The organism is Streptomyces agglomeratus, assembly GCF_001746415.1.
Taxonomy (GTDB): Bacteria; Actinomycetota; Actinomycetes; order Streptomycetales; family Streptomycetaceae; genus Streptomyces; species Streptomyces agglomeratus.
The window spans coordinates 3,252,482-3,271,538 of sequence record NZ_MEHJ01000001.1; the positions used below are offsets into that span (position 1 = coordinate 3,252,482).

At 70.8% G+C, this 19,057-nt stretch carries 22 protein-coding genes and 1 riboswitch; of the genes, 2 read left to right on the plus strand and 20 right to left on the minus strand.

The window, feature by feature from the left end:
* Window positions 1-19: 19 nt before the first annotated feature.
* Entirely contained in the window at window positions 20-1,291 is a 1,272-nt protein-coding gene (locus AS594_RS13800) for a serine hydroxymethyltransferase (protein WP_069932910.1), read from the minus strand.
* A gap of 40 nt (window positions 1,292-1,331) precedes the next feature.
* Window positions 1,332-1,423: riboswitch (ZMP/ZTP riboswitch) on the minus strand.
* 121 nt (window positions 1,424-1,544) lie between these two features.
* On the opposite strand from AS594_RS13800, the gene rocD reads away from it, so the two are divergent.
* On the plus strand, window positions 1,545-2,750 hold the full coding sequence (rocD, locus tag AS594_RS13805) for an ornithine--oxo-acid transaminase (protein WP_069932909.1): 1,206 nt from the start codon (window positions 1,545-1,547) through the stop codon (window positions 2,748-2,750).
* Window positions 2,751-2,840: 90 nt separating this feature from the next.
* On the opposite strand, the gene AS594_RS43920 is transcribed toward rocD, so the two are convergent.
* The gene (locus AS594_RS43920; protein ID WP_079148206.1) at window positions 2,841-3,815 is read right to left on the minus strand and encodes a ScbA/BarX family gamma-butyrolactone biosynthesis protein; all 975 of its coding nucleotides are present in this window, start codon (window positions 3,813-3,815) and stop codon (window positions 2,841-2,843) included.
* A gap of 142 nt (window positions 3,816-3,957) precedes the next feature.
* Here AS594_RS43920 and AS594_RS13815 point away from each other — a divergent pair, with 142 nt between their 5' ends.
* The gene (locus AS594_RS13815) at window positions 3,958-4,575 is read left to right on the plus strand and encodes a ScbR family autoregulator-binding transcription factor (protein WP_069927328.1); all 618 of its coding nucleotides are present in this window, start codon (window positions 3,958-3,960) and stop codon (window positions 4,573-4,575) included.
* 56 nt (window positions 4,576-4,631) lie between these two features.
* Here AS594_RS13815 and AS594_RS13820 read toward each other — a convergent pair whose 3' ends face one another.
* From AS594_RS13820 to AS594_RS13905, 18 genes are all read right to left on the minus strand, one after another.
* Complete coding sequence (locus AS594_RS13820; RefSeq protein WP_069932908.1) at window positions 4,632-5,408, minus strand: ScbR family autoregulator-binding transcription factor; 777 nt, start codon at window positions 5,406-5,408, stop codon at window positions 4,632-4,634.
* A gap of 114 nt (window positions 5,409-5,522) precedes the next feature.
* Window positions 5,523-6,653, minus strand: coding sequence for an oxidoreductase (locus AS594_RS13825; RefSeq protein ID WP_069932907.1), 1,131 nt, complete (start codon window positions 6,651-6,653; stop codon window positions 5,523-5,525).
* Window positions 6,650-7,750 (minus strand): NAD-dependent epimerase/dehydratase family protein, encoded by a 1,101-nt coding sequence (locus tag AS594_RS13830; RefSeq protein WP_240509008.1) that lies wholly within the window; start codon window positions 7,748-7,750, stop codon window positions 6,650-6,652. Before AS594_RS13830 ends, AS594_RS13825 begins: the two co-directional genes overlap by 4 nt.
* Before the next feature lie 11 nt (window positions 7,751-7,761).
* The gene (locus AS594_RS13835) at window positions 7,762-8,661 is read right to left on the minus strand and encodes a ScbA/BarX family gamma-butyrolactone biosynthesis protein (RefSeq protein ID WP_069932906.1); all 900 of its coding nucleotides are present in this window, start codon (window positions 8,659-8,661) and stop codon (window positions 7,762-7,764) included.
* A gap of 153 nt (window positions 8,662-8,814) precedes the next feature.
* A complete protein-coding gene (locus tag AS594_RS13840) occupies window positions 8,815-9,258 on the minus strand; it encodes a MarR family winged helix-turn-helix transcriptional regulator (protein WP_069932905.1) in 444 nt (147 codons plus the stop codon).
* A gap of 106 nt (window positions 9,259-9,364) precedes the next feature.
* Window positions 9,365-10,606: a sulfotransferase family protein gene (locus tag AS594_RS13845; RefSeq protein ID WP_079148468.1), complete on the minus strand. Its 1,242-nt coding sequence runs from the start codon at window positions 10,604-10,606 to the stop codon at window positions 9,365-9,367.
* 198 nt (window positions 10,607-10,804) lie between these two features.
* On the minus strand, window positions 10,805-11,185 hold the full coding sequence (locus tag AS594_RS13850; RefSeq protein ID WP_069927335.1) for a MarR family winged helix-turn-helix transcriptional regulator: 381 nt from the start codon (window positions 11,183-11,185) through the stop codon (window positions 10,805-10,807).
* Window positions 11,179-11,871: a DsbA family oxidoreductase gene (locus AS594_RS13855; RefSeq protein WP_069932904.1), complete on the minus strand. Its 693-nt coding sequence runs from the start codon at window positions 11,869-11,871 to the stop codon at window positions 11,179-11,181. Before AS594_RS13855 ends, AS594_RS13850 begins: the two co-directional genes overlap by 7 nt.
* Window positions 11,872-11,926: 55 nt before the next feature.
* Window positions 11,927-12,436 carry a nucleoside deaminase gene (locus AS594_RS13860; RefSeq protein ID WP_069932903.1) on the minus strand — a complete coding sequence of 170 codons (510 nt, stop codon included), beginning with the start codon at window positions 12,434-12,436 and terminating at the stop codon, window positions 11,927-11,929.
* Window positions 12,433-13,155 (minus strand): 4'-phosphopantetheinyl transferase family protein, encoded by a 723-nt coding sequence (locus AS594_RS13865; RefSeq protein ID WP_069932902.1) that lies wholly within the window; start codon window positions 13,153-13,155, stop codon window positions 12,433-12,435. The genes AS594_RS13860 and AS594_RS13865 overlap by 4 nt, the downstream gene beginning before the upstream one ends.
* 35 nt (window positions 13,156-13,190) lie before the next feature.
* Entirely contained in the window at window positions 13,191-13,409 is a 219-nt protein-coding gene (locus tag AS594_RS13870; RefSeq protein ID WP_069927339.1) for a DUF6253 family protein, read from the minus strand.
* Window positions 13,390-14,199 carry a maleate cis-trans isomerase family protein gene (locus tag AS594_RS13875; protein WP_069932901.1) on the minus strand — a complete coding sequence of 270 codons (810 nt, stop codon included), beginning with the start codon at window positions 14,197-14,199 and terminating at the stop codon, window positions 13,390-13,392. The genes AS594_RS13870 and AS594_RS13875 overlap by 20 nt, the downstream gene beginning before the upstream one ends.
* A gap of 37 nt (window positions 14,200-14,236) precedes the next feature.
* On the minus strand, window positions 14,237-14,932 hold the full coding sequence (locus AS594_RS13880; protein WP_069927341.1) for a transglutaminase-like domain-containing protein: 696 nt from the start codon (window positions 14,930-14,932) through the stop codon (window positions 14,237-14,239).
* Window positions 14,933-14,985: 53 nt separating this feature from the next.
* Window positions 14,986-16,125: an acyl-CoA dehydrogenase family protein gene (locus AS594_RS13885; RefSeq protein WP_069927342.1), complete on the minus strand. Its 1,140-nt coding sequence runs from the start codon at window positions 16,123-16,125 to the stop codon at window positions 14,986-14,988.
* Between the two features lie 115 nt (window positions 16,126-16,240).
* On the minus strand, window positions 16,241-16,615 hold the full coding sequence (locus AS594_RS13890; protein ID WP_069927343.1) for an ectoine synthase: 375 nt from the start codon (window positions 16,613-16,615) through the stop codon (window positions 16,241-16,243).
* 64 nt (window positions 16,616-16,679) lie between these two features.
* On the minus strand, window positions 16,680-16,958 hold the full coding sequence (locus tag AS594_RS13895; RefSeq protein WP_069927344.1) for a hypothetical protein: 279 nt from the start codon (window positions 16,956-16,958) through the stop codon (window positions 16,680-16,682).
* Window positions 16,955-18,481 (minus strand): AMP-binding protein, encoded by a 1,527-nt coding sequence (locus tag AS594_RS13900; RefSeq protein ID WP_069935113.1) that lies wholly within the window; start codon window positions 18,479-18,481, stop codon window positions 16,955-16,957. Before AS594_RS13900 ends, AS594_RS13895 begins: the two co-directional genes overlap by 4 nt.
* Before the next feature lie 231 nt (window positions 18,482-18,712).
* Complete coding sequence (locus tag AS594_RS13905; protein WP_069927346.1) at window positions 18,713-19,033, minus strand: DMT family transporter; 321 nt, start codon at window positions 19,031-19,033, stop codon at window positions 18,713-18,715.
* Between the last annotated feature and the right edge of the window lie 24 nt (window positions 19,034-19,057).

Sequence of the window (19,057 nt, forward strand, 5' to 3'; positions counted from 1 at the left end):
CGACGCGAGGCGCCCCGCCTCAGTCCGTCGGGAGGCCCGGCGCCGGGAAGGCGGCCATGAGGTCCGCGACCTCGGCGCGGATCGCGGCGAGTTCGTCCTCGTCTCCGGTGCGGGCGGCGGTGACCCCCCGGTCGATCCAGCCGGCGACGGCCGGCATGTGTTCCGTGGCCAGACCGCGTGAGGTGAGGGAGGGGGTGCCGATGCGGACGCCGGACGGGTCGAACGGCTTCCTCGGGTCGTACGGAACGGTGTTGTAGTTGACGACGATCCCGGCCCGGTCGAGCGCCTTGGCCGCCACCTTGCCCGGCACGTCCTTGGGGGTCAGGTCCATCAGGATCAGATGGTTGTCGGTGCCGCCCGAGACCAGGTCGAAGCCGCGCGCGAGCAGCGCCTCGGCGAGGGCCTTGGCGTTGTCGACGACCGCGTGCGCGTAGTCACGGAAGGAGGGCTGCGCCGCCTCGTGGAGGGCGACGGCGATGGCGGCGGTGGTCTGGTTGTGCGGGCCGCCCTGGAGGCCGGGGAAGACCGCCTTGTCGATGGCCTTCGCGTGCTCTTCGCGGGACATCAGCATCGCGCCGCGGGGGCCGCGCAGGGTCTTGTGGGTGGTCGTGGAGACGACATCCGCGTGCGGGACCGGGGACGGGTGGGCGCCGCCCGCGATCAGGCCGGCGATGTGGGCGACGTCGGCGACGAGCACGGCGCCGGACTCACGGGCGATCTCCGCGAACGCCGCGAAGTCGATGGTGCGGGGGAGGGCGGTGCCGCCGCAGAAGATCAGCTTCGGGCGCTCCTTGAGGGCGAGGTCGCGCACCTCGTCGAAGTCGATCAGACCGGTGTCGTGGCGTACGCCGTACTGAACGCCGCGGAACCACTTGCCGGTGGCCGAGACGCCCCAGCCGTGGGTGAGGTGGCCGCCCATCGGCAGGGCCATGCCCATCACGGTGTCGCCGGGCTCGGCGAAGGCGAGATAGACGGCGAGGTTGGCGGGTGAGCCGGAGTAGGGCTGGACGTTGGCGTGGTCGACGCCGAACAGGGCCTTGGCCCGGTCGGTGGCGAGCCGCTCGACCTGGTCGATGTTCTGCTGGCCCTCGTAGTAGCGCCGGCCCGCGTAGCCCTCGCTGTACTTGTTCTGGAGGACGGTGCCGGAGGCTTCGAGTACGGCCTGCGAGACGTAGTTCTCGCTGGGGATCAGGCGCAGGGTGTCGGCCTGGAGCTGCTCCTCGGCTCCGACCAGTGCGGCGAGTTCGGGGTCGGTGGCCGACAGGGCGGGGTGGCTGAGCGGGAGAGTCATGATGTCCTCCGGGGCGAGCGGTCAGTGTCCGGTCGTGATCCCGGGGTGCCCAGGCGGGCGGCACCTCGTGCTGTTGTTCCCCGCACGGCTTCCCCGCGGTCCGTTCCGCGTACGCCAGTCGCCGTGCGTACCGGCCACCCTAGCGGCCGCACCGCAAAGCATGGTTTCTTCGTCCGGCATGCGAGCGACGATAGAAAAGGGGCACCATCCCTGCCCCTCGCCGGATGGACTTGTTTCGACGATCGGAGACCCCGTGTCGACCACCCAAGCCGCCATCGCCTCTGCGGAGGCCCACAGCGCGCACAACTACCACCCTCTCCCCATCGTTGTGTCGTCGGCGGACGGCGCCTGGATGACAGACATCGAGGGGCGCCGCTACCTCGACATGCTCGCCGGGTACTCCGCGCTCAACTTCGGCCACGGCAACCGCCGGCTCGTCGACGCAGCCAAGGCTCAGCTCGAACGAGTGACGCTGACCTCCCGTGCCTTCCACCACGACCGGTTCGCCGAGTTCTGCACGCAGCTCGCCGACCTGTGCGGCATGGACATGGTGCTGCCGATGAACACCGGGGCTGAAGCGGTGGAGACCGCGGTGAAGACGGCCCGCAAGTGGGGCTACAAGGTCAAGGGAGTGCTGGACGGCACGGCGAAGATCGTCGTCGCGGCCAACAACTTCCACGGGCGTACGACGACCATCGTCAGCTTCTCCACGGACCACGAGGCCCGCGCGGACTTCGGCCCCTACACGCCGGGCTTCGAGATCGTCCCGTACGGCGACCTGACCGCGCTCGAAGCCGCGGTGACCGAGAACACCGTGGCCGTGCTGCTCGAACCGATCCAGGGCGAGGCGGGGGTCCTGGTCCCGCCGGCCGGATACCTGGCGGGGGTGCGGGAGTTGACCCGCCAGCGGAACGTGCTCTTCATCGCCGACGAGATCCAGTCCGGCCTCGGGCGTACGGGCCGGACCTTCGCCTGCGAGCACGAGGGCGTCGTCCCCGACATGTACGTCCTGGGCAAGGCGCTGGGCGGCGGCGTCGTGCCGGTGTCCGCCGTCGTGTCGTCGGCCGAGGTGCTGGGGGTGTACGGGCCGGGCGAGCACGGTTCGACGTTCGGCGGGAACCCGCTGGCCTGCGCGGTGGCGCTGGAGGTCATCGCGATGCTGCGGACCGGCGAGTACCAGCAGCGCGCCACCGAGCTCGGCGACCACCTGCACCAGCAGCTGGGCCTGATGGTGGGCGGCGGCGCCGTGGAGGCGGTGCGCGGCCGGGGGCTGTGGGCGGGCGTGGACATCCACCCGTCGCGCGGCACCGGCCGGGAGATCTCGGAGAAGCTGATGGACCGGGGCGTTCTGGTCAAGGACACCCACGGCTCGACGATCCGGATCGCCCCGCCGCTGGTGATCAGCAAGGAGGACCTGGACTGGGGCCTCGACCAGCTGGGCGCGGTGCTGGCGGGATAGGCGGCCGGTACGGCCGGGAAGCGTTGCGCGCCGTGCGTTCGCTGTGCCGTCACAGCGAACGCACGGGGCGCGGCCGCCCTGGTGGCGGGCTCAGTTCACTTGCGTCGCACAGGCCGTGGTGGCCATGGTCTCGAAGAGGACCTGAGCGTTCTGCCGGACGGTGACCCGGACGCGGGACCTGCCGAGACCGTCGGCCTCCATTCGCTCGGTCTCGACCCAGCAGGGCGCGTCGAACTCCGCGTACCGGGTGAAGGTCGTCTTCATGGCCAGCGGGACGACCGGTACCGAGCCGCTGGTGAGCTGGACCGCCTGGCGGGCGGCCTCCAGCAGCAGCATGCCCGGCGCGTGGTCGACGGGGTGGTCGAAGAGCACCGGGTGCGTGACGTCGGTCCGCAGCAGCCAGCGGCCCTCGGCTCCGCCGGGAGCGAGAACCACGTCGTCGCGCCGGTCACGGCCGACCAGATGCGGCGCCACCGGCTGCGGCATCGCGATCATGCCGGCCAGCGCGGTGTCCAGATCGCCGTACTCGCCGCGCAGCCGCCGGTACACGGCGGGGGCGTGGCTGGTGAAACGGGCGGTCGCGCTGGCGAGGAACCTGCCCTCGCGCAGGACGAGGAACTCCATTCGCATACCGACCAGTCGGCTCGATCTTCGGACGATGTTGTGGCAGCTGACGCGCAACTCCAGTTCGGCCGGCACCGGCGCCATGCGCAGCGCCTCCGGCTTGAGCGTGTAGTGCATGTCCTGCCATATCAGCCGGTGCCCGAACGGCACGCCGTACGCGACGTGCGACAGCAGCGGGATCGTCTGACGGATCGTCTCGGCCAGCAGCAGCGGATCGTGCAGGCCGTAGGACGGGCCGTAGAAGGCATGCGCGCGGGGCCACTGGGCAGTCACCGAGAAGCAGTCGTCACCGGTGTCCTTCCAGCCGGTCAGGAACACTTCGGCGGCCGCGGCCCGGTGCACGAACTCCTTCGGAACCACAGTGGTCAGCTTCTCGTTCCCGAACCCCCCGAAGCCGTGCTGAAAACCGGACCGCGCGATCTGGAAACCGGTGTGAGACATGGTGGCACGCGTGCTGGACAAGCGAGTTCCCTCCCCTTGGAACAGGCAAAAATCACCAGGCGCCGCAGGCTCTGCGGGCCAGGTGCACACTGATAAGATACTGGCTGGATGGTTTTTTTCTACCCCCGTTCGAGAGGTATCCATGGCGAAGCCCAAACAAGAGCGAGCGATCAAGACGCGCGAGACGCTCATCAACGCCGCCGCGGCCGTGTTCGAGGAGCACGGCTTCACCACCGCGAGCATCAACGACATCCTGGCCCGGGCGGGTGTCACGCGCGGAGCGCTGTACTTCCACTTCCCCTCCAAGGAGGAACTGGCGCAGGGCGTCATGTCGGCGCAGGGCGACTCCCTCGAACTCCCCCAGGGGGAACCCGGGCTCCAGACGCTCATCGACACGACCCTGTACCTCGCGCGCGAACTCCAGACGAACGTCCTGCTGCGCGCGGGTGTGCGGCTCTCGATCGAGCAGTCCTCGTTCGGAGTGCAGGACACCACGCCGTACGAGCTGTGGGTGAAGGCGTTCCGCGAACAGCTGGACGCCGCCAAGGTGCGGGGCGAGCTGCTGCCGCACGCCGACCCCGGCGAACTGTCCGAGCTGCTCGTCGCCGCGTACAGCGGTGTGCAGTTGTTCTCCCAGCTGTTCACCAACCGGGCGGACCTCCCCCAGCGCATCGCCGTGCTGTGGCGCGCGCTACTGCCCGGCATCGCCGTCCCGGGCGTACTGCCGCACCTCAGGGCCGAGGGCAGCGCCGTGGATTAGGGGCGGAAACAGCGACAGAACCAGCGAACGGAAGAACCGGGGTCCGAACGGGGGGCTCAGCCGGCGGACGGGCCGGACGCCCTGCCCGACGCGTCCAGCGTCCGGCCGGCACCGGTCTCCACCAGCGCGGGCAGGACGAGACCCCAGATGCGCGCCAGCCATTCGAACGCGCCGTCCGCCCGGTCGCGGTCCGGGTCCGCACACAGGGCCGGGTCCGGTCCAAGGGGTTCCGGTCCGAGTGGTTCCGGTCCCACGCGATCCGGTCCGAGGGGTTCCAGCGCGACGGCGTCCGGCCCGGCAGGAGGCGCTTTGACGTCCGGCAGGTCCCTGAGGGCGAAGAACTCCGCCCCGCAGATCATGGAGACCACGAGAGCGGTGACGGCGTCGCGGCAGACGCCCGGCCGAAGCGCGCGCTCGGCCTCGGCGCGCACCAGCAGCGCCTGTACACAGCCGAGCCAGACCGCGTAACAGTCCAGCGCCGCGTCGGCGCTTCCGCGTTCGCGCGAGAGCAGTACGCCGGCCCGTACCACCCTGTCGTGCCGCACCAGACGGGCCAGCGCGTGGGTCAGATCCATGAGGACCTGAAGCGCCGGTACGCCGGGCCGGTCGAGCCCGGAGAGCACCCGGACGGATCCCTCGCAGGCCCGCGACTGAACAGCCCTGGCCAGTTCGTCCTTGGTGGCGAAGTGGAAGTACAGGGCTCCCTTGGTCACTCCGGCCGCGGCGCTGATGCGGGCCATGGTCGCCCGCTCGTACCCAATGGATTCGAACACTTCGGCCGCCGCGACGACCAGCCGGTTCCGGGTCCGCCTGGCTCTTTCCTGCTCCGCCACGCCGCACCCCGATCGACTCTTCGTCGCCTGTAGTTCACTGAAACAAAAAACCTACCAGATGGTTTTCAGTTGCCGTACCCCGCGCGGAGTTCCCGGCCCGTTCGCGCCAGGCCGTCACAAGGGCTGCACGGCCCGCACCCGTCGGGCGTTCGCCAGCGTGGCCAGCGGCTTCAGTACCGCCGGATCGAACGGCGCCGGCACCGTGCGGCCCTCGAACCGGCGCGGCAGATCGGGGTTGGCGAGCGCGCCCGTACCGACCGACAGCAGATCGGCGTGCCCTTCCTCCAGTACCCGCGCGGCCCGGGCGGGGTCGTGCATGCCGCCGTTGGCGATCACGGGCAGCCCGGTGGACTCCCGGGCCACGGCGGCAACGGTCCGGCCGTCGTCCAGGCGTTCGTCGGTGAACCAGTCCCGGCCGCTGCCGGCGATGTGCAGGTAGTCCGCTCCCGCCGCGCAGGCCGCCGTGAAGACCGTCTCGGCCTCGCAGGCCCCGCCCGCCCAGCGGTGGGTGTGGTCGTTGACCTTCGCCTGGGAGAAACGGACGCCGACCGTGAACCCGGGCCCGGTCGCGGACCGTACGGCGGCGACGGTCTCCCGCATCAGCCTGACCCGTTGCCCGACCGGGCCGCCGTAGCAGTCGGTGCGGAGGTTGGTGTAGTCGGTGAGGAACTGGTCGAGCAGATAGCCGTTCGCCGCGTGCACCTCGACCCCGTCGAAACCCGCCTCCCGTGCGCGCACGGCGGAGGCGGCGAAACCGCGGACGGCCTCGGCGATCTCCTCCTGGGTCATGGGCACGGGAACCGGCCACGCGCCCCCGCCGCCGTAGTTGGCCAGCTGCTCGCCGCGCGGCCGCACGGCGGAGGGCCCGGCGGTGACCGGCCGGAACCGGTTGCCCTGGGCCAGCGCTCCGGCGTGCATGAGCTGGAGCACGATCCGCGAACCCGCCGCGTGCACCTGGTCGGTGACGCGCTGCCAGGCGGCGGTGTGCGTGGTCGACACGATGCCGGGCTGGTTGGCGTAGCCCTGGCTGTACGCGCTGTCCGTGTACGTGCCTTCCGTGATCATCAGGCCGAAGCCGCCGTGGGCGAAGTCGGCGTAGTACGCCGCCATCTCGGCGGTCGCCAGCCCCTGCGCGGTGGCGGAGACGCGGGTCATCGGGGCGACGGCGAGCCGGTTGCGCAGGCGCAGTCCGGCGCAGTCGACGGGCGCGAGGGCGCGGTGGCGCCATGGGGAGGGGGTTGTCATGCGGAGGTCTCGATCCGGGTCGGAACGGATGATGCGACGACGTGCGGGACGCGCGGAGCGGCCGGCACGGGCGGAGTCGGTGGCGCGGGCCGGGTTGCCTGGTCCAGGAACGCCCGGTACCAGGGGGCGTACGCGCGCATACGCGCCTGGAAGCCGGGCCCCGGCAGGCAGCCGGTGAGCTGCCACACGGAGCAGCTCCGGTACCAGTGGTCCGTCGCCAGCAGGGAGAGCTGACGCTCGGTCACCCGGCCGGGCACGGCCGCCAGGCGCGCGCGGTACTCGTCGTACGTCAGGTCCTCCTGGGGCAGCGGGAGACCCACGCCCAGGCACAGCTCGATCAGCAGGTCCCGCAGGGAGACCGGCTCGGGGTGGCTCGCGTGGTGCACCGTGCCGGGCGGCAGCACCGGGTCGTACGACATGGCCGCGGTGGTGAGCAGCCGGGCGAGGTCGTCGACGGCGATCACGGACAGCAGCGCCCGGCCGCCGTCGCACCAGGCGGGCACCCGGCCGAGCAGTTCGGCCACGGCCGGGACGACCCATTCGTCGCCGGTGCCGTAGACGAGGCCCGGCCGCAGGACCGCGCCGCCCGCGGCGAGCACGGCCCGCTCGGCGAGCAGCCTGCTGCGGCTGGTGGGTGACACCGGCGCGGGCACGACGTCGTGTTCGCCGATGCTCCGGTGCGGCCCGCCGCCGTAGACGGCGGTGGTGGAGACCGTGAGGACGCGGCGGGTGCCGGCCCTGGCGGCCTCGGCGAGCACGGCGTGGGTGCCGAGCTCGTTGACGGCGGTGCAGAGCCGTTCGTCGGGGCCTATGTAGCAGGCGAGATGGATCAGGACGTCGATGCCGTCGCAGACCCCGCGCAACGATTCGGGGTCCGTCACGTCGCCCTGTACGTACTCGATGCCCGGGTCGATGACGGGCCGGCTGACCCTGGGTCTCGGGACGTTTCTGACCAGGGCCCGCACCTGCCCGCCGGTCCCGCCGTGCCGCGCGGCGAGGTCGCGCAGTACGGCGGAGCCGATGAAGCCGGTCGCGCCGGTCACCAGGATGCGGGGGCCGTCGGCGGCGGGCACGGTGGCCCCGGTGATGGTCTTCACTGGTCCTCCGTTCATGCCGAGCGCACCGGCTGGAGCTGGAGCGTGCCGAACGCGGCGAGTTCGCCGTCCTGTTCTACGGCCACATGCACCGGCACACCGCCGCCGCGCGCGGAGCCGACGACCTCGGCGGTGACCCGTGCGGGGCGGTCGAACCGTACGTACCGGGTGAACTCACCCGCGAAGTCGAGCGAGAGGACCGTGCCGCACCCGGCGGCGAGCTGGGCGGCCTGGCGCATGGCTTCCATGAGCGCCATGCCGGGGACGGAGTCGGAGGCCGGGTCGCCGAGCGCGGGGTGCACGCGGTCCACGCGCAGTTGCCAGGCGCCGGCGGTACCGGTGGGGGCGAGGAGTACGTCGGCCGGGTCGGTCCGCCCGACCAGCGCCGGGGAGACCGGGGCCGGCAGCGCGGGGGCCGGGTCGGCGGCGGGCTCGTTGACGCCGCACAGCCGCTCGTACTCCTGGGGCGAGACACACGTGAAGGTGGTTTCGCCGCGGCCGATGAGCGCCGTGCCGCGGTAGAGGTCGGCTGTCGCGCGCATGCTGGACAGTTCGGCCGCGGACCGCTTGACGTCGCGGCACACGATCCGGACCGTGACGCCGGTGGGTGCGGGGCCGACGCGCAGGCCGACCGGGGAGAGCGTGTACTTCAGGTTCCACATCAGGAACCGGGCGCCCCGCGGGACGGCGAAACCGGTGTGCGCGACCGCGAGCGCGGACTGTCGGATGATCTCGGCGGCCAGCAGCGGATTGTGCCAGCGCTCCAGCACCGGCCCGAACAGGCCGTGCTCGCGCGGCCAGCGGGCCGAGAGTTCGAAGGTGCGGTCGTCCTCGGCCTGGCAGTGGGTGATGAGTCCCCCGGCCGGCGCGTCGCGCTCCGCGGTGACAACCGGCGGCTCAAGCAGTACAGCCATGTTCGCGCATCCCCTCAGTGACGGTTCGACGCGTAAAACATACCTGCCCACCGGTTTTTTTTCTACCGGATAGCGAAAACGGGGCGGAAACCGCGCACAAAAAGCCGGCCCCCGACGGTGGTCGGGGGCCGGCGATCGGTCGTGCGGCCGCGGCTATCCCTGGCGCAGCAGCGACACCAGGGCCGCCGTACGGGAATCGACCGCGGCGGCGTCCAGTGCCGACGCGAAGTCATCGTCGAAGGTGGCGGCGGCCTCCCGCACGACCCGCTGCCCCTGATCGGTGATCCGGGCGTACGTCGCCCTGCGGTCCGCCTCGCAGATTTCCCGGCGGGCCAGTTCGCCACCCTCCAGCCGGCCCATGAGCCGGCTCACCGTGGACGGATTCACCCCCACGGCCTCCGCGAGGTCGTTCATGCGCAGGCTGTCGTCGCCCGCGTCCGCGAGCTTGGACAGAGCCATGTATTCGAGCGGGGTGACGCCGTGCCTTCTCAGCATTCGCTTTTCGAGCGTGCCGCTCGCCTGACCGACGAGAATGGTCAGCTGCCGGTAAAGGTCCAGGCCGGCAAGGGTTGCCGTGCCGTTCGCCGCCTCGGCCATCGCGGCCACCTCCTGCCCCGGGCGCCGAGCGGCGCCCCTCGGGCAAGTGTAATGCTTACGCAAGCAATTATGCAGAGCAACGGCCCGGGGAGATCCCGTACAGAGGTCAGAGACCGTACCGCTCTCGGTAGAAAGCGAATCGGCCAGCCAGCGCACTTCGGGAAATCCCGAATTCCGCCGGCCGGAAAGGGACGCAGCGATTCGCCGCCCGCGCCGTACGTGCCGCGAGCGCGGCCACGTTGCCTTCGACCACCGGCACCTGCTCCACACCCATGAACGCCAGGACCCTGCGGACCTCTCCCTTCGGCGCGCCCACCAGATCCGCGTGGCGAACGTCGAGTATCCGGCCGCGCGGAACACCACGGCGGGCGGCCTCCATGGCCGTCAGCCCGCGCTCGACACGGTCCGTCCATTCCCGTCCCGTCTCCAGCGGATCGCTGCGGGCACTGCCCAGTCCGCGCAGCGCGTGGCTGATTCCCGCGGTGGCGGTCACCGTGCGCAGCGGGTCGTGGTGGACCACGATCACGCGCGCGTTCGGGTAGACCTCGAACAGGTTCCCCAGGTGCCCGGCGTGGAAGGGGTCGCGCAGTAGTGGGGCCGGCCCGGGAATCCGGTGGCACAGCGCCTGGAGCTGCTCGCGGTGGAAGTGGTACGCCTCCGTCATGGAGCCGTCCATGAGCCGGTCGGCGTATCCGGGCACCCGCCAGGACAGCGCGAACGTCAGGCTCTGGAAGGCGTTGCCCAGCAGCCAGGAGCAGCCGCCGGGGCGCGTCGCCGCGCGCAGCAGTCCGGCGGGCCGGCCGTGCAGCGCGCGGGCGCCGGCTTCCGCCTCCGCCCGCCCGCGCCCGATCAGGGCGCGGAACTCGCGCGGACCGGCCGCCCGGGCGACCGGTTCCGCCAGCTCCCACAAGGTGGGGGCGTCCACGGCGGGGTGCTCGGCCAGCAGGTTGTGCAGCAGCCCCGCGCCGCTGCCCGGCAGTCCGGTGACGAAGACCGGCGCCGGCTCGATGTGCGCTATCGCGGGTACGGCGCTGCGCAGCATGCGCAGCTGCACCGGCCGGGTGAGCGCCGTGCGCAGCCGCTGGGCGACGGTGGCCGCTCCCCCGGTGGTCAGCGCGGCCTCCGAGTTCAGCGATTCGACGAGGCGTTCCAGCTCGGGCAGGAACCGCACCGAGCAGCCGCCGGGGGCGCGCCGCGCGTCGGCCAGCAGCGCCTCCAGGTCGAGGGTCGCGCGCCCGGAAGGCCCGGCGAGCACCCCCGTCACCGTGCCGGCGACGTGATCGCCGGGTCCGCGTGGTGCGTACGACGACGCTCCGGAGCTCCGCGCCTGACGGTCATCGCTGTACATGGCCATCCCCACCCCGCTCGTCGCCACAGTAGAACCCCCCGCCGCTCGGTCCAGCTCTCCGGCGGTGTGGCCGCCAAAGACTCGGTGGGCAGTCAGCGGGGAGCCGCGGACCGTGCAGCGCACGGGCCCACGCCCCCTCGTGACTACCCACCAGGAGACTATACCGGACGTCCGGTTTTTTTCTACCCCTTGAAGGCTTCAGTGGACCGGTCGAACGGCCGCGAGAGCCGCCCCCACCTCCTTCTCGAAGGTGCCGGTCGCTTCGTCGACCGCCGCGAGACCCGCCTCGGTGAGCCCGGCGTAGGTGGCGCGCCGGTCGTGGTCCCCGATGCGCCGCCGCACCAGACCCGAGTCCTCCAGCCGGTTCAGCAGCCTGCTCACCGTCGACTGCGTCAGCCCCACCGCCTCGGACAGCTCCTGCACACGCAGCACCTGTCCCTCCGTCTCCTTCAGCGCCGACAGGGCGAAGAAGCCGGAGAGACAGATGCCGTGGCGGCGCAGCATCGCCTTGTCTACGGCGTGACCGACCCGGCCGGTCAGCACGATCAGGTCACGCCAGTGGGCGGCCTCGCTCAGCATCCGTCGATTCCGCAGGTGGCCCCCCAGTCGGCGGGCGCCCCTCCGGCCTCGGCGGCCGCTCCCTCGGCCGCGGTGTTCTCCGCCATCGCGGCCTCGGCCTGGGCGGCGTCGATCGCCTTGCGGAGCTGGGCGGGGTGCGGGACTCCCTCGATGCGGTGGGTGCCGCCCACGATGATCGTGGGCACGCTCTGGATCAGGTTCTTCTCCGCCGTCGCCAGCGCGTCCTGGTGTGCCTGCCGGTAGGTGCCGTCCTCCAGGGCCCGGCGGAATTCCTCGGCCGGGAGGCCCAGTTCGGCGGCGATGCCGGTCAGTACGTCGATCCGGCCGATGTCCAGGCCCTCCTGGAAGAAGGCCCGCAGCACCCGGGGCGTGTACGCCGTACCCTTTCCGTGCTCCTTCGCGAACTGGTAGCCCTCGAAGGCCGTCCCGGTGTACGGCTGCGGACAGACGTCCGGCAGCTTGATGTCCACCTTCATGCGGCGCGCCATCGGGTAGACCGCCCGCTTCCAGACGGTCTGGAGGTACTCGCCCTCCGGGTGCAGCGTCGGCACCGGGTGCGGGCGGAGCTCGAACGGCATCCACTCGATCTCGACATCCTCGCCCTCCACGGCCTTGAGCAGCGGTTCCTCCGCCAGCAGGCAGAACGGGCAGACGTAGTCGGACCAGACCTTGATGTTCACTGTCATGCGGTCGGCTCCTTCGGGCTCGGTACGGTGCGGGTGGGATCGGGACCGGGGTCGTTCAGTGGTGCAGTCGTACGCCGCGCCACTCGTCGAAGGGCCGCTCCGAGCCCTCCACAGGAAGCGCGGTGACCTTGAGGGGCCACTGCGTGGGGTCGGTGGCGAAGACGCGGTAGGAGTCGGCGTAGTCGAAGCCGGCCCGGGCGGCCATGTGCCGGTCCGCCGCGTACACGATGTGCTGTACGCCGAAGTGGAGCGCAGCCAGGTAGCACAGCGCGCAGGGCTCCCCGGAGGCGATCAGGGTGGACCCGGCGACGGCCCGCAGACCGTGCTGCTTCGCCGCCGCGCGCAGGGCCACGATCTCCGCGTGGGCGGTCGCGTCGCGGTCCTCGCTCACGGTGTTGACCCCGGTGCCGAGCAGCTCGCCCCGGCGTCCGACCACGAGGCCGGTGAAGGGGATGCCGCCACGGGCCACGTGCTCGGAGGAGAGCCGGACGGCCTGGTGCACGTACTCGACAAGCCGCGGGTCGGCGTCGGAGAGCGACGCGGAGGCGGAGGGGGGAGTGGTCATCGGGTCGGCTCCTTGCCGGTTGTGGGGTGGTGACTGAGGACCACGGAGGTGAGGACCTCCGTGGCGGTGAAGGCGTAACGGCCCTGCACCCTCAGGCCGCTCAACGGCCCCGGGGCGAGGACGCGGGCCCAGAAGCGGCCCGAGGTCAGCCGGGCGGCCGGGACGGTGACGGTCACGTCCTGGAAACCGAGCGGCACCCCGGTCAGCGGGTGGAGTGCCTTGTAGAGCGCTTCCTTGGCCGAGAAGACGAGGGTCGCCCGCTCCTCGGCCGGATACGGGTCCCGTTCGCACCGGTCGAGTTCCTCCGGCCGGCAGACCGCCCGGGCCATCACTTCCGTCACGGTGGTCCGCTGGGCGGCATCGAAGCCGATCCCGGCCGCCAGCGCGGCCGGGGCGACCGCCGCGGCGCAGTAGCGGCCACTGTGCGAGATGGAGCCAACGGCCCCTGACGGCCAGCGGACCCCGCCGCCGGGGGCCGGGAGGAGCAGCTCCGGCCGCAGCCCGATCCTCGCGAGCCCGGCGCGGGCACTGTGCCGGCCGGCCCGGAACTCCCGTATCCGCCGCGGTACGGCGCCTGCCAGGTGCTGCTCCTCGGCGACGGGGAGCGGCTGCTCCCACATGGCGGCCGCCGCCTCGGTGAAGACCACCCCGCGCGGAAAGAGCGAGCGCCCCGTACGGACCGCCGCGCACACGCCCGGTGTCAGCCCCGCCGCGCCCACGCCCGGTGTCAGCCCCGCCGCGCCCGCGCCCGGTGTCAGCCCACCGCGTGGAGGCGGCGCTCCGCCTGTTCTTCCGCCGTGCGGTAGTTCAGGAAGCCGTTCAGGGCCTCGGCTCTGCGCAGCGAGCCTTTGTGCAGCACCATTCCGTAGACGCACGTGTCGTCCTCCCGCCAACAGATCAGCGGTTCGGTGTAGCGACCGCCGTCCTGTGTCATGAACTGCGCGACGAAGCCGTCAGCCGGCAAGAGGGCCATCAGTACTCCCGAAAAGTCGCCCGTACGAGGTGATTTCTCCGGCCGCCTCGGCGGCCCCGGCCAGGTGGAGCGCGTGCCAGAACAGCACCTGGTTGGCCGTGAGGACGGAGAAGCCGAGCTCCTCCTCCAGGCCCTTGATGACACCGACCGCGCGGATCCCGTTGCCCGCGACGAGCACCGCGTCCGGCTCGTAGGACGCCACCTCGGTGCGGATCCAGGCGGAGAGCGCCTCGGGGGTGATCTCCTTCTGGTTGCTCGGCAGTCCGCAGGGCCCGTGGTGCACGACGTGCAGCCCCTGGTCGGTGAAGTACTTCGCGCCGAGCCCGGAGAGTTCGTCGTCGAACCACGGCGGGTTGACCAGCGCCAGGCGCTCCGCTCCTAGTGCGCGCGCCGCCGCGACGGCCGCCTTGGTGGTTCCGGTGATCGGGATGCCCCGCGTGCGCTCGGCAAGCCGGTCGTACAGCTCCTTCTCGCCGGCCACACCGACGACGTACGAGGAGCTGGTGAAGCCCATGGCGATCGAGTCGATGGGCGAGGCGGCGAGCAGTTCGGTGGCGATGTCCACGTGCGGCGGCTCGATGAACGCGTATACGGGCGAGTGCGGGATCTTGGGGTCCATCTCGCCGCCGGGGCGCATCGCCCCGAAGTGCAGGCGCGAGCCGTGGATGAAGACGTCCTCGGGGGCCATCGCCTGGAGCTCGGACTCGGGGCCGACGTCCGCGTGCGGGACGACGACGCCGACCCGGGCGCGGGCCCGCCAGCCGTCTGTGGGGGTGGTGACGTTGCTCATCGGTTCTCCAGGAGGAAGTCGGCGGGGAAGCGGGGGCTCAGGACGCCTCGGCGGCCAGCGAGCCGCCCGCCACCGTGCCGTCGCCGTGCACGAACTTCGGGTGCTTGGCCCGCATGTTCGTCATCACGTAGTCGTAGGGCAGGTCGTCGAACTCGCCGTGCATGCGCAGGAACTGCATGGCCTGCGAGGAGTCGCCCTCGTCCCCGTCGAACGGGTGGTAGAGGCTGTCGCCGGTGCCGTCGAACTCCAGCGGCGTCATCCCGTACAGCCGGCACAGCAGCTTGTTGAAGACGGGGGTGGCCTTCATCCAGCGGCCGTCGAGGAAGACCGACGTCAGGCCGTGGAAGAACACATCGCCGCCGATGTGCTGCTTGAGGCGGTCGGAGGCCAGGTGGTTGCGTACGTCGCCGTAGACGAGGCGGCTGGGTATGCCCACGGCGCGGACGGCGGCGGCGTACAGGATCGACTTGTGGAGACAGAAGCCCTGCCCGCCGACGGCTATGGAGCTGGCCCGCAGTCCTTCGCGGGACAGGTCCGCGTCGTACACCTCGTAGAAGACGTGGTCACGGACCGCGTAGTACAGCTCGACGGCCTTCTTGGCGGCCGGGGCGTCGCGGTCGGTGACCCAGCGGTCGACGAACTCCTGGATCTCCGGGGCGTCGTGGTCGAGGAAGTAGGTGGGTCGCAGCAGGTACTCGAAGGTGTCGGGGCTCTGCTCGGTGACGACGGTCATGGCACGTCCCTCCAGGGACTCTCGTACGGGTGCGGGAAGTGATGCGGTGGAGATCAGAGGCCGAGCATCGACGCGATGCGGTTGCGCTGGATCTCGGACGTACCGGAATAGATGGTTCCGGCGAGCGCGTTGCGCACGTCCTTCTCTATGCCGTGTTCGGTGAGGTAGCCGTAGCCGCCGAATATCTGGAGGGCGGTGAGGGCGGTGGCCTTGTTCGCCTCACTCACCGTGATCTTGGTGGCGGCGACGTCGATCGTGCTGTCCTTGTTGGCGACGACCTTCTCGGCCGTGTCGTAGAGCCACTTGCGGGCGGTCTCGACCGCGATCTTCATGTCGGCGATCTTGTGCGACACGCCCTGGAACTTGCCGATCGGCCGGCCGAACTGCTCCCGGCTCCTGGCGTACGCGACGACGCGCTCCAGCCGGTGCTGCATCTCGCCGAGGTTGATGGAGAAGGAGAAGAGGATCTCCCGCTTCATCACGTAGTCGAGGATGAGGAATCCGGCGCCCTCGGAGCCGAGCATGTTCGAGGCGGGGACCCGCAGCTCGTCGAAGAACACCTCGGCGAGCGGCGAGCTGTGCAGGCCCATCTTCCTGATGTTCGGCCCCACACTCAGGCCGGGGGTGTCGCGCTCCACGAGGAAGACGCTGATGCCCAGCGGGCTGCCCGCCTCGCCGGTGCGCACGTACAGCAGAAAGACATCGGCGATCGTGGCATTGGAAATGAACATCTTGGAGCCATTGATGACGTAGTCGTCACCGTCCTTGACCGCGACCGACTGGATGTTCGTCGCGTCCGAGCCGTGGTCCGGCTCGGTGATGGCATGTGCGCCGATCAGACTGCCGTCCAGGATCCGCGGCAGATAGCGGTCCTTGAGCGCCTTGGAGCCGAAGCGCTGGAGCGGGATGCCGGTGGAGACGATCTGGGTGGAGGCGGAGAAGTTGAGCCCGGCGTCACGCGAGTGGTAGCCGAGCCCCTCCAGCGCGTACATCGTGGTCGGCAGCGACTGGCCGCGGCCGCCCCACTCCTCACGGAAGGGCACGGCCAGCAGTCCGGACCGCTGGATGGTCTTCCACTTGTCGTACGGGAACTCCTCCTTCTCGTCCCACTCGATGTGCCCCTCGTTCAGCTCGTCCGCCAGGGGGACCATCAGGTCCCGGAACTCCCGCTGTTCAGCCGTCCACGTGATCATTTCGGTCCTTAGGAGATGAGGGTCGAAGGGGGATGCGCCGGCCCGCTCGCCGTCGAGCGGGCCGGCGCGGTGTTGGGGGAGGGGTGAAACGGAAACGGAGTGGACAAGAACGGACTCAGTAGCGTGAGTAACCGTCCGCGCTGAGCGAGTGGACCTCGTCGCCGCGCAGGGCGGGGGCGAAGGCGCACACGAGGCGGAAGTCCTCGTTCTCCGAGGCGATCAGCAGATGCGCGTCGTGTTCGTCGAGGGCGTACATCATTCCCTCCGATATCTCGATGCGCTCGCCCGCGACCGTCTCCACCGCGCCACTGCCGGAGATGCAGTAACAGGCCTCCAGGTGCTGCTGGTACTGGAGCTTGGAGACCGTGCCCTTGAACACGACGGTGTCCGTCAGGGAGTACCCCATGCCGTCGGCCTCGGTCAGGAAGCGCCGGCTCAGGCCGTTGCCCCACTCCACGTGCTTCACGTCGGACAGACCGCGAATGATCATTTCTGTTCTCTCCTCAACGGGATCGCTGTCGATGGGTACGCGGAAAAAAGGGATGCGGTACGGCTCAGACCGCCGTGGCGGGGGCCTTCGCCCCGGTGACGAAACGGTCGATGGCCTCGACGGAACGGAAGTTCTCGGCGGCGATCGGTATGTCGTCCAGCGGGAGCTCGAAGGTCTCCGAGACCCAGGAGATGACCCGGATCAGGCCCAGGGAGTCGATGACGCCGTTGTCCACCAGGTCGTAGTCGGCGGCCAGTTCGGAGGCGTCGACGTCCGGCAGGAACTGGCTGGTGACGAACTCGGTTATCCGGTCGGTCGTGGCGCTGGTGTCTCTGCTGCTCATGCTGCGTTCCTCTCGGTCTGGTTCTTCTTGATGAGGTTGCGGTCGGGCTTCCCGGTCGGTGTGCGCGGCAGCGGTACGTCGCCGACGACGATCGATCCGGGGATGGCCGGGCGCGGGAGCGACGCGGCGCAGTGGGTGCGCAGCGACAGGCCGCCGAGCCCCGAGCCCTCCCGGCGCTGCACCAGGGCGTGCAGGCGCACGCCGGCCAGCTCGTCGGGGAGGGCGACCACGGCCGCCTCCCTGACATCCCGGTGCTGGAGGATGACCTGCTCGACCTCCTGCATGTTGGTCCGCACACCGCGGACCTTCACGTGGAAGTCGTTACGGCCCTCCAGGACGTACGCACCGTCCTGGCGACGGGTGACCATGTCGCCGGTGCGGTAATAGGCGCCGAGGTGGGCGCCGTCCGGGTGCGGCACGAACACGCCTTCGTTGCGCGCGGTTTCGAGGTACCCGGAAGTCTGGAAAGGGGTGGCGACCAGCAGTTCGCCGGTGCCCTCGCCGGGGATGATCCGCCCGTCCTCGTCGAGCAGCAGGGCGTCCACACCCGGGAGCGGGCGGCCGATCGGAATCTTCTCGTCCGGGGAGAGCCGTTCGGCGTCGACCGTGTGCATCAGACTGTCGTTGGTCTCCGTACAGCCGAAGAGATTGTGGAAGCGGGCGGCGGGGAAGAGCGCCGTGAGCCGGGTCAGCAGGGCGTACGGCATCGCGTCACCGGTGAAGATCACGTGCCGCGCCTGCCCGAAGACCGGCCCATCGGGCCGCGCGGCCTCCGCCGCCTCCGCCGCCTCCGCCAGCAGGCGGTAGAACATCGGCACGGCCTGGACGACCTCCGGGCCCTCCTGCTCGAAGAGCCCGAGCAGATACGCCGGATCGGTGGCCCGGTCCTGGTCGACGAGGACGACCTTGCCGCCGGCCGCGAGGGTGGACCAGACGTCCAGCAGCGACAGGTCGAAGTTCAGGGGGGCGTAGCTGAGGACGGAGGTGCCCGGCGCCACGAACTGTCCGGCGCCCCAGTCGAGGAAGTTGTCCACGGCCGCACCGAGCAGCGGGACGATCTTGGGGGTGCCGGTGGAACCCGAGGTCGTGAGGAAGAGCGACGCCTGGGCGGCCGGCGGCAGTACGAAGCCCTCGGCGCCCGGGGGCCCCGCCACCTCTCGTGCCCCCACCGTGGGGCGGCCGCCTCCGGGCTCGGTCGAGACCGTCAGGACGTGGGAGCAGGATGCCTGCCGGCCGAGGGTCTGAAGGACGTCCTCACCGAGCTCCGGCGAGGGCAGCAGGATCTGCCGCCGCTCCATCAGAAGGGCGATGACCAGGGCGATCGCGCCGGGCGACTTCTTCACGGAGAGGGCGACCGGCCGCCCGGCGGGGAGGCCGAGGTCCGCCAGCTGCGTACGGAGGTCCTGGGCCGTGCTCAGCAGGTCCCCGTAGGTGACCCGCTCCTCCCGGAAGACGAGGGCGGTTCCGTGCGGTCGCAGTGCCGCCTGGTCGGTGAGGTGGTCCAGGAATCCCTGGGAAGGCATGGTCTCCTCGCAATCGCTTTGGCAGAGGGGTGGGAACCCCGGCCGCCTGGCGGGGAATCGGTACTGGCGGCCGGGGTTCCGTCTTGAGGGGCCGGCGCGGCGGTGCGGGCACGGGGCGCCGGAGTGGCGGGAGCGCGGTGGAGCCGCGGTGGCGGTGCGCGGTGACGCTCCCGGCGGGGTGGCTCTGCTCGCGGAGGAGCACCGGCCGGACCGCCGGCCGGAGCCGGCCGGTCAGATGCCCGAGGCCAGCTTGAGGCCGATGATGCCGCCGACGATCGACGCGAAGCACAGGACCTTCTCCTTGGTGATCTTCTCCTTGAAGATCACCGAGCCGAGGAGGACGGTGCCGACGGAGCCGATGCCGGTCCAGATCGCGTAACCGACGCCGACGTCCAGCGTCCGCAGCGAAAGACTCAGGGTGAAGATGCCACCGGCGGCCGCCAGCAGGGTGAAGACGGAGGGCCACAGGCGGGTGAAACCCTTGGTGGCGTTAGTGCCGAGGGCGAAGGCGACCTCGAAGACGGAGGCGATGAGCAGCCAGATCCAGGCCATGACGTGGTTCTCCTTGGTGATGTG

Excerpts from the sequence above, each read along its gene's own strand:
- AS594_RS13895 (WP_069927344.1), bottom strand. The coding sequence starts at position 16,958 with ATGAGCAGCAGAGACACCAGCGCCACGACCGACCGGATAACCGAGTTC.
- AS594_RS13875 (WP_069932901.1), bottom strand. The coding sequence starts at position 14,199 with ATGAGCAACGTCACCACCCCCACAGACGGCTGGCGGGCCCGCGCCCGG.
- AS594_RS13890 (WP_069927343.1), bottom strand. The coding sequence starts at position 16,615 with ATGATCATTCGCGGTCTGTCCGACGTGAAGCACGTGGAGTGGGGCAAC.
- AS594_RS13845 (WP_079148468.1), bottom strand. The coding sequence starts at position 10,606 with ATGTACAGCGATGACCGTCAGGCGCGGAGCTCCGGAGCGTCGTCGTAC.
- AS594_RS43920 (WP_079148206.1), bottom strand. The coding sequence starts at position 3,815 with ATGTCTCACACCGGTTTCCAGATCGCGCGGTCCGGTTTTCAGCACGGC.
- AS594_RS13850 (WP_069927335.1), bottom strand. The coding sequence starts at position 11,185 with ATGCTGAGCGAGGCCGCCCACTGGCGTGACCTGATCGTGCTGACCGGC.
- AS594_RS13860 (WP_069932903.1), bottom strand. The coding sequence starts at position 12,436 with ATGACCACTCCCCCCTCCGCCTCCGCGTCGCTCTCCGACGCCGACCCG.
- AS594_RS13840 (WP_069932905.1), bottom strand. The coding sequence starts at position 9,258 with ATGGCCGAGGCGGCGAACGGCACGGCAACCCTTGCCGGCCTGGACCTT.
- AS594_RS13800 (WP_069932910.1), bottom strand. The coding sequence starts at position 1,291 with ATGACTCTCCCGCTCAGCCACCCCGCCCTGTCGGCCACCGACCCCGAA.
- AS594_RS13835 (WP_069932906.1), bottom strand. The coding sequence starts at position 8,661 with ATGGCTGTACTGCTTGAGCCGCCGGTTGTCACCGCGGAGCGCGACGCG.
- AS594_RS13905 (WP_069927346.1), bottom strand. The coding sequence starts at position 19,033 with ATGGCCTGGATCTGGCTGCTCATCGCCTCCGTCTTCGAGGTCGCCTTC.
- AS594_RS13885 (WP_069927342.1), bottom strand. The coding sequence starts at position 16,125 with ATGATCACGTGGACGGCTGAACAGCGGGAGTTCCGGGACCTGATGGTC.
- AS594_RS13880 (WP_069927341.1), bottom strand. The coding sequence starts at position 14,932 with ATGACCGTCGTCACCGAGCAGAGCCCCGACACCTTCGAGTACCTGCTG.
- AS594_RS13825 (WP_069932907.1), bottom strand. The coding sequence starts at position 6,653 with ATGACAACCCCCTCCCCATGGCGCCACCGCGCCCTCGCGCCCGTCGAC.
- AS594_RS13815 (WP_069927328.1), top strand. The coding sequence starts at position 3,958 with ATGGCGAAGCCCAAACAAGAGCGAGCGATCAAGACGCGCGAGACGCTC.
- AS594_RS13870 (WP_069927339.1), bottom strand. The coding sequence starts at position 13,409 with ATGGCCCTCTTGCCGGCTGACGGCTTCGTCGCGCAGTTCATGACACAG.
- AS594_RS13900 (WP_069935113.1), bottom strand. The coding sequence starts at position 18,481 with ATGCCTTCCCAGGGATTCCTGGACCACCTCACCGACCAGGCGGCACTG.
- AS594_RS13855 (WP_069932904.1), bottom strand. The coding sequence starts at position 11,871 with ATGACAGTGAACATCAAGGTCTGGTCCGACTACGTCTGCCCGTTCTGC.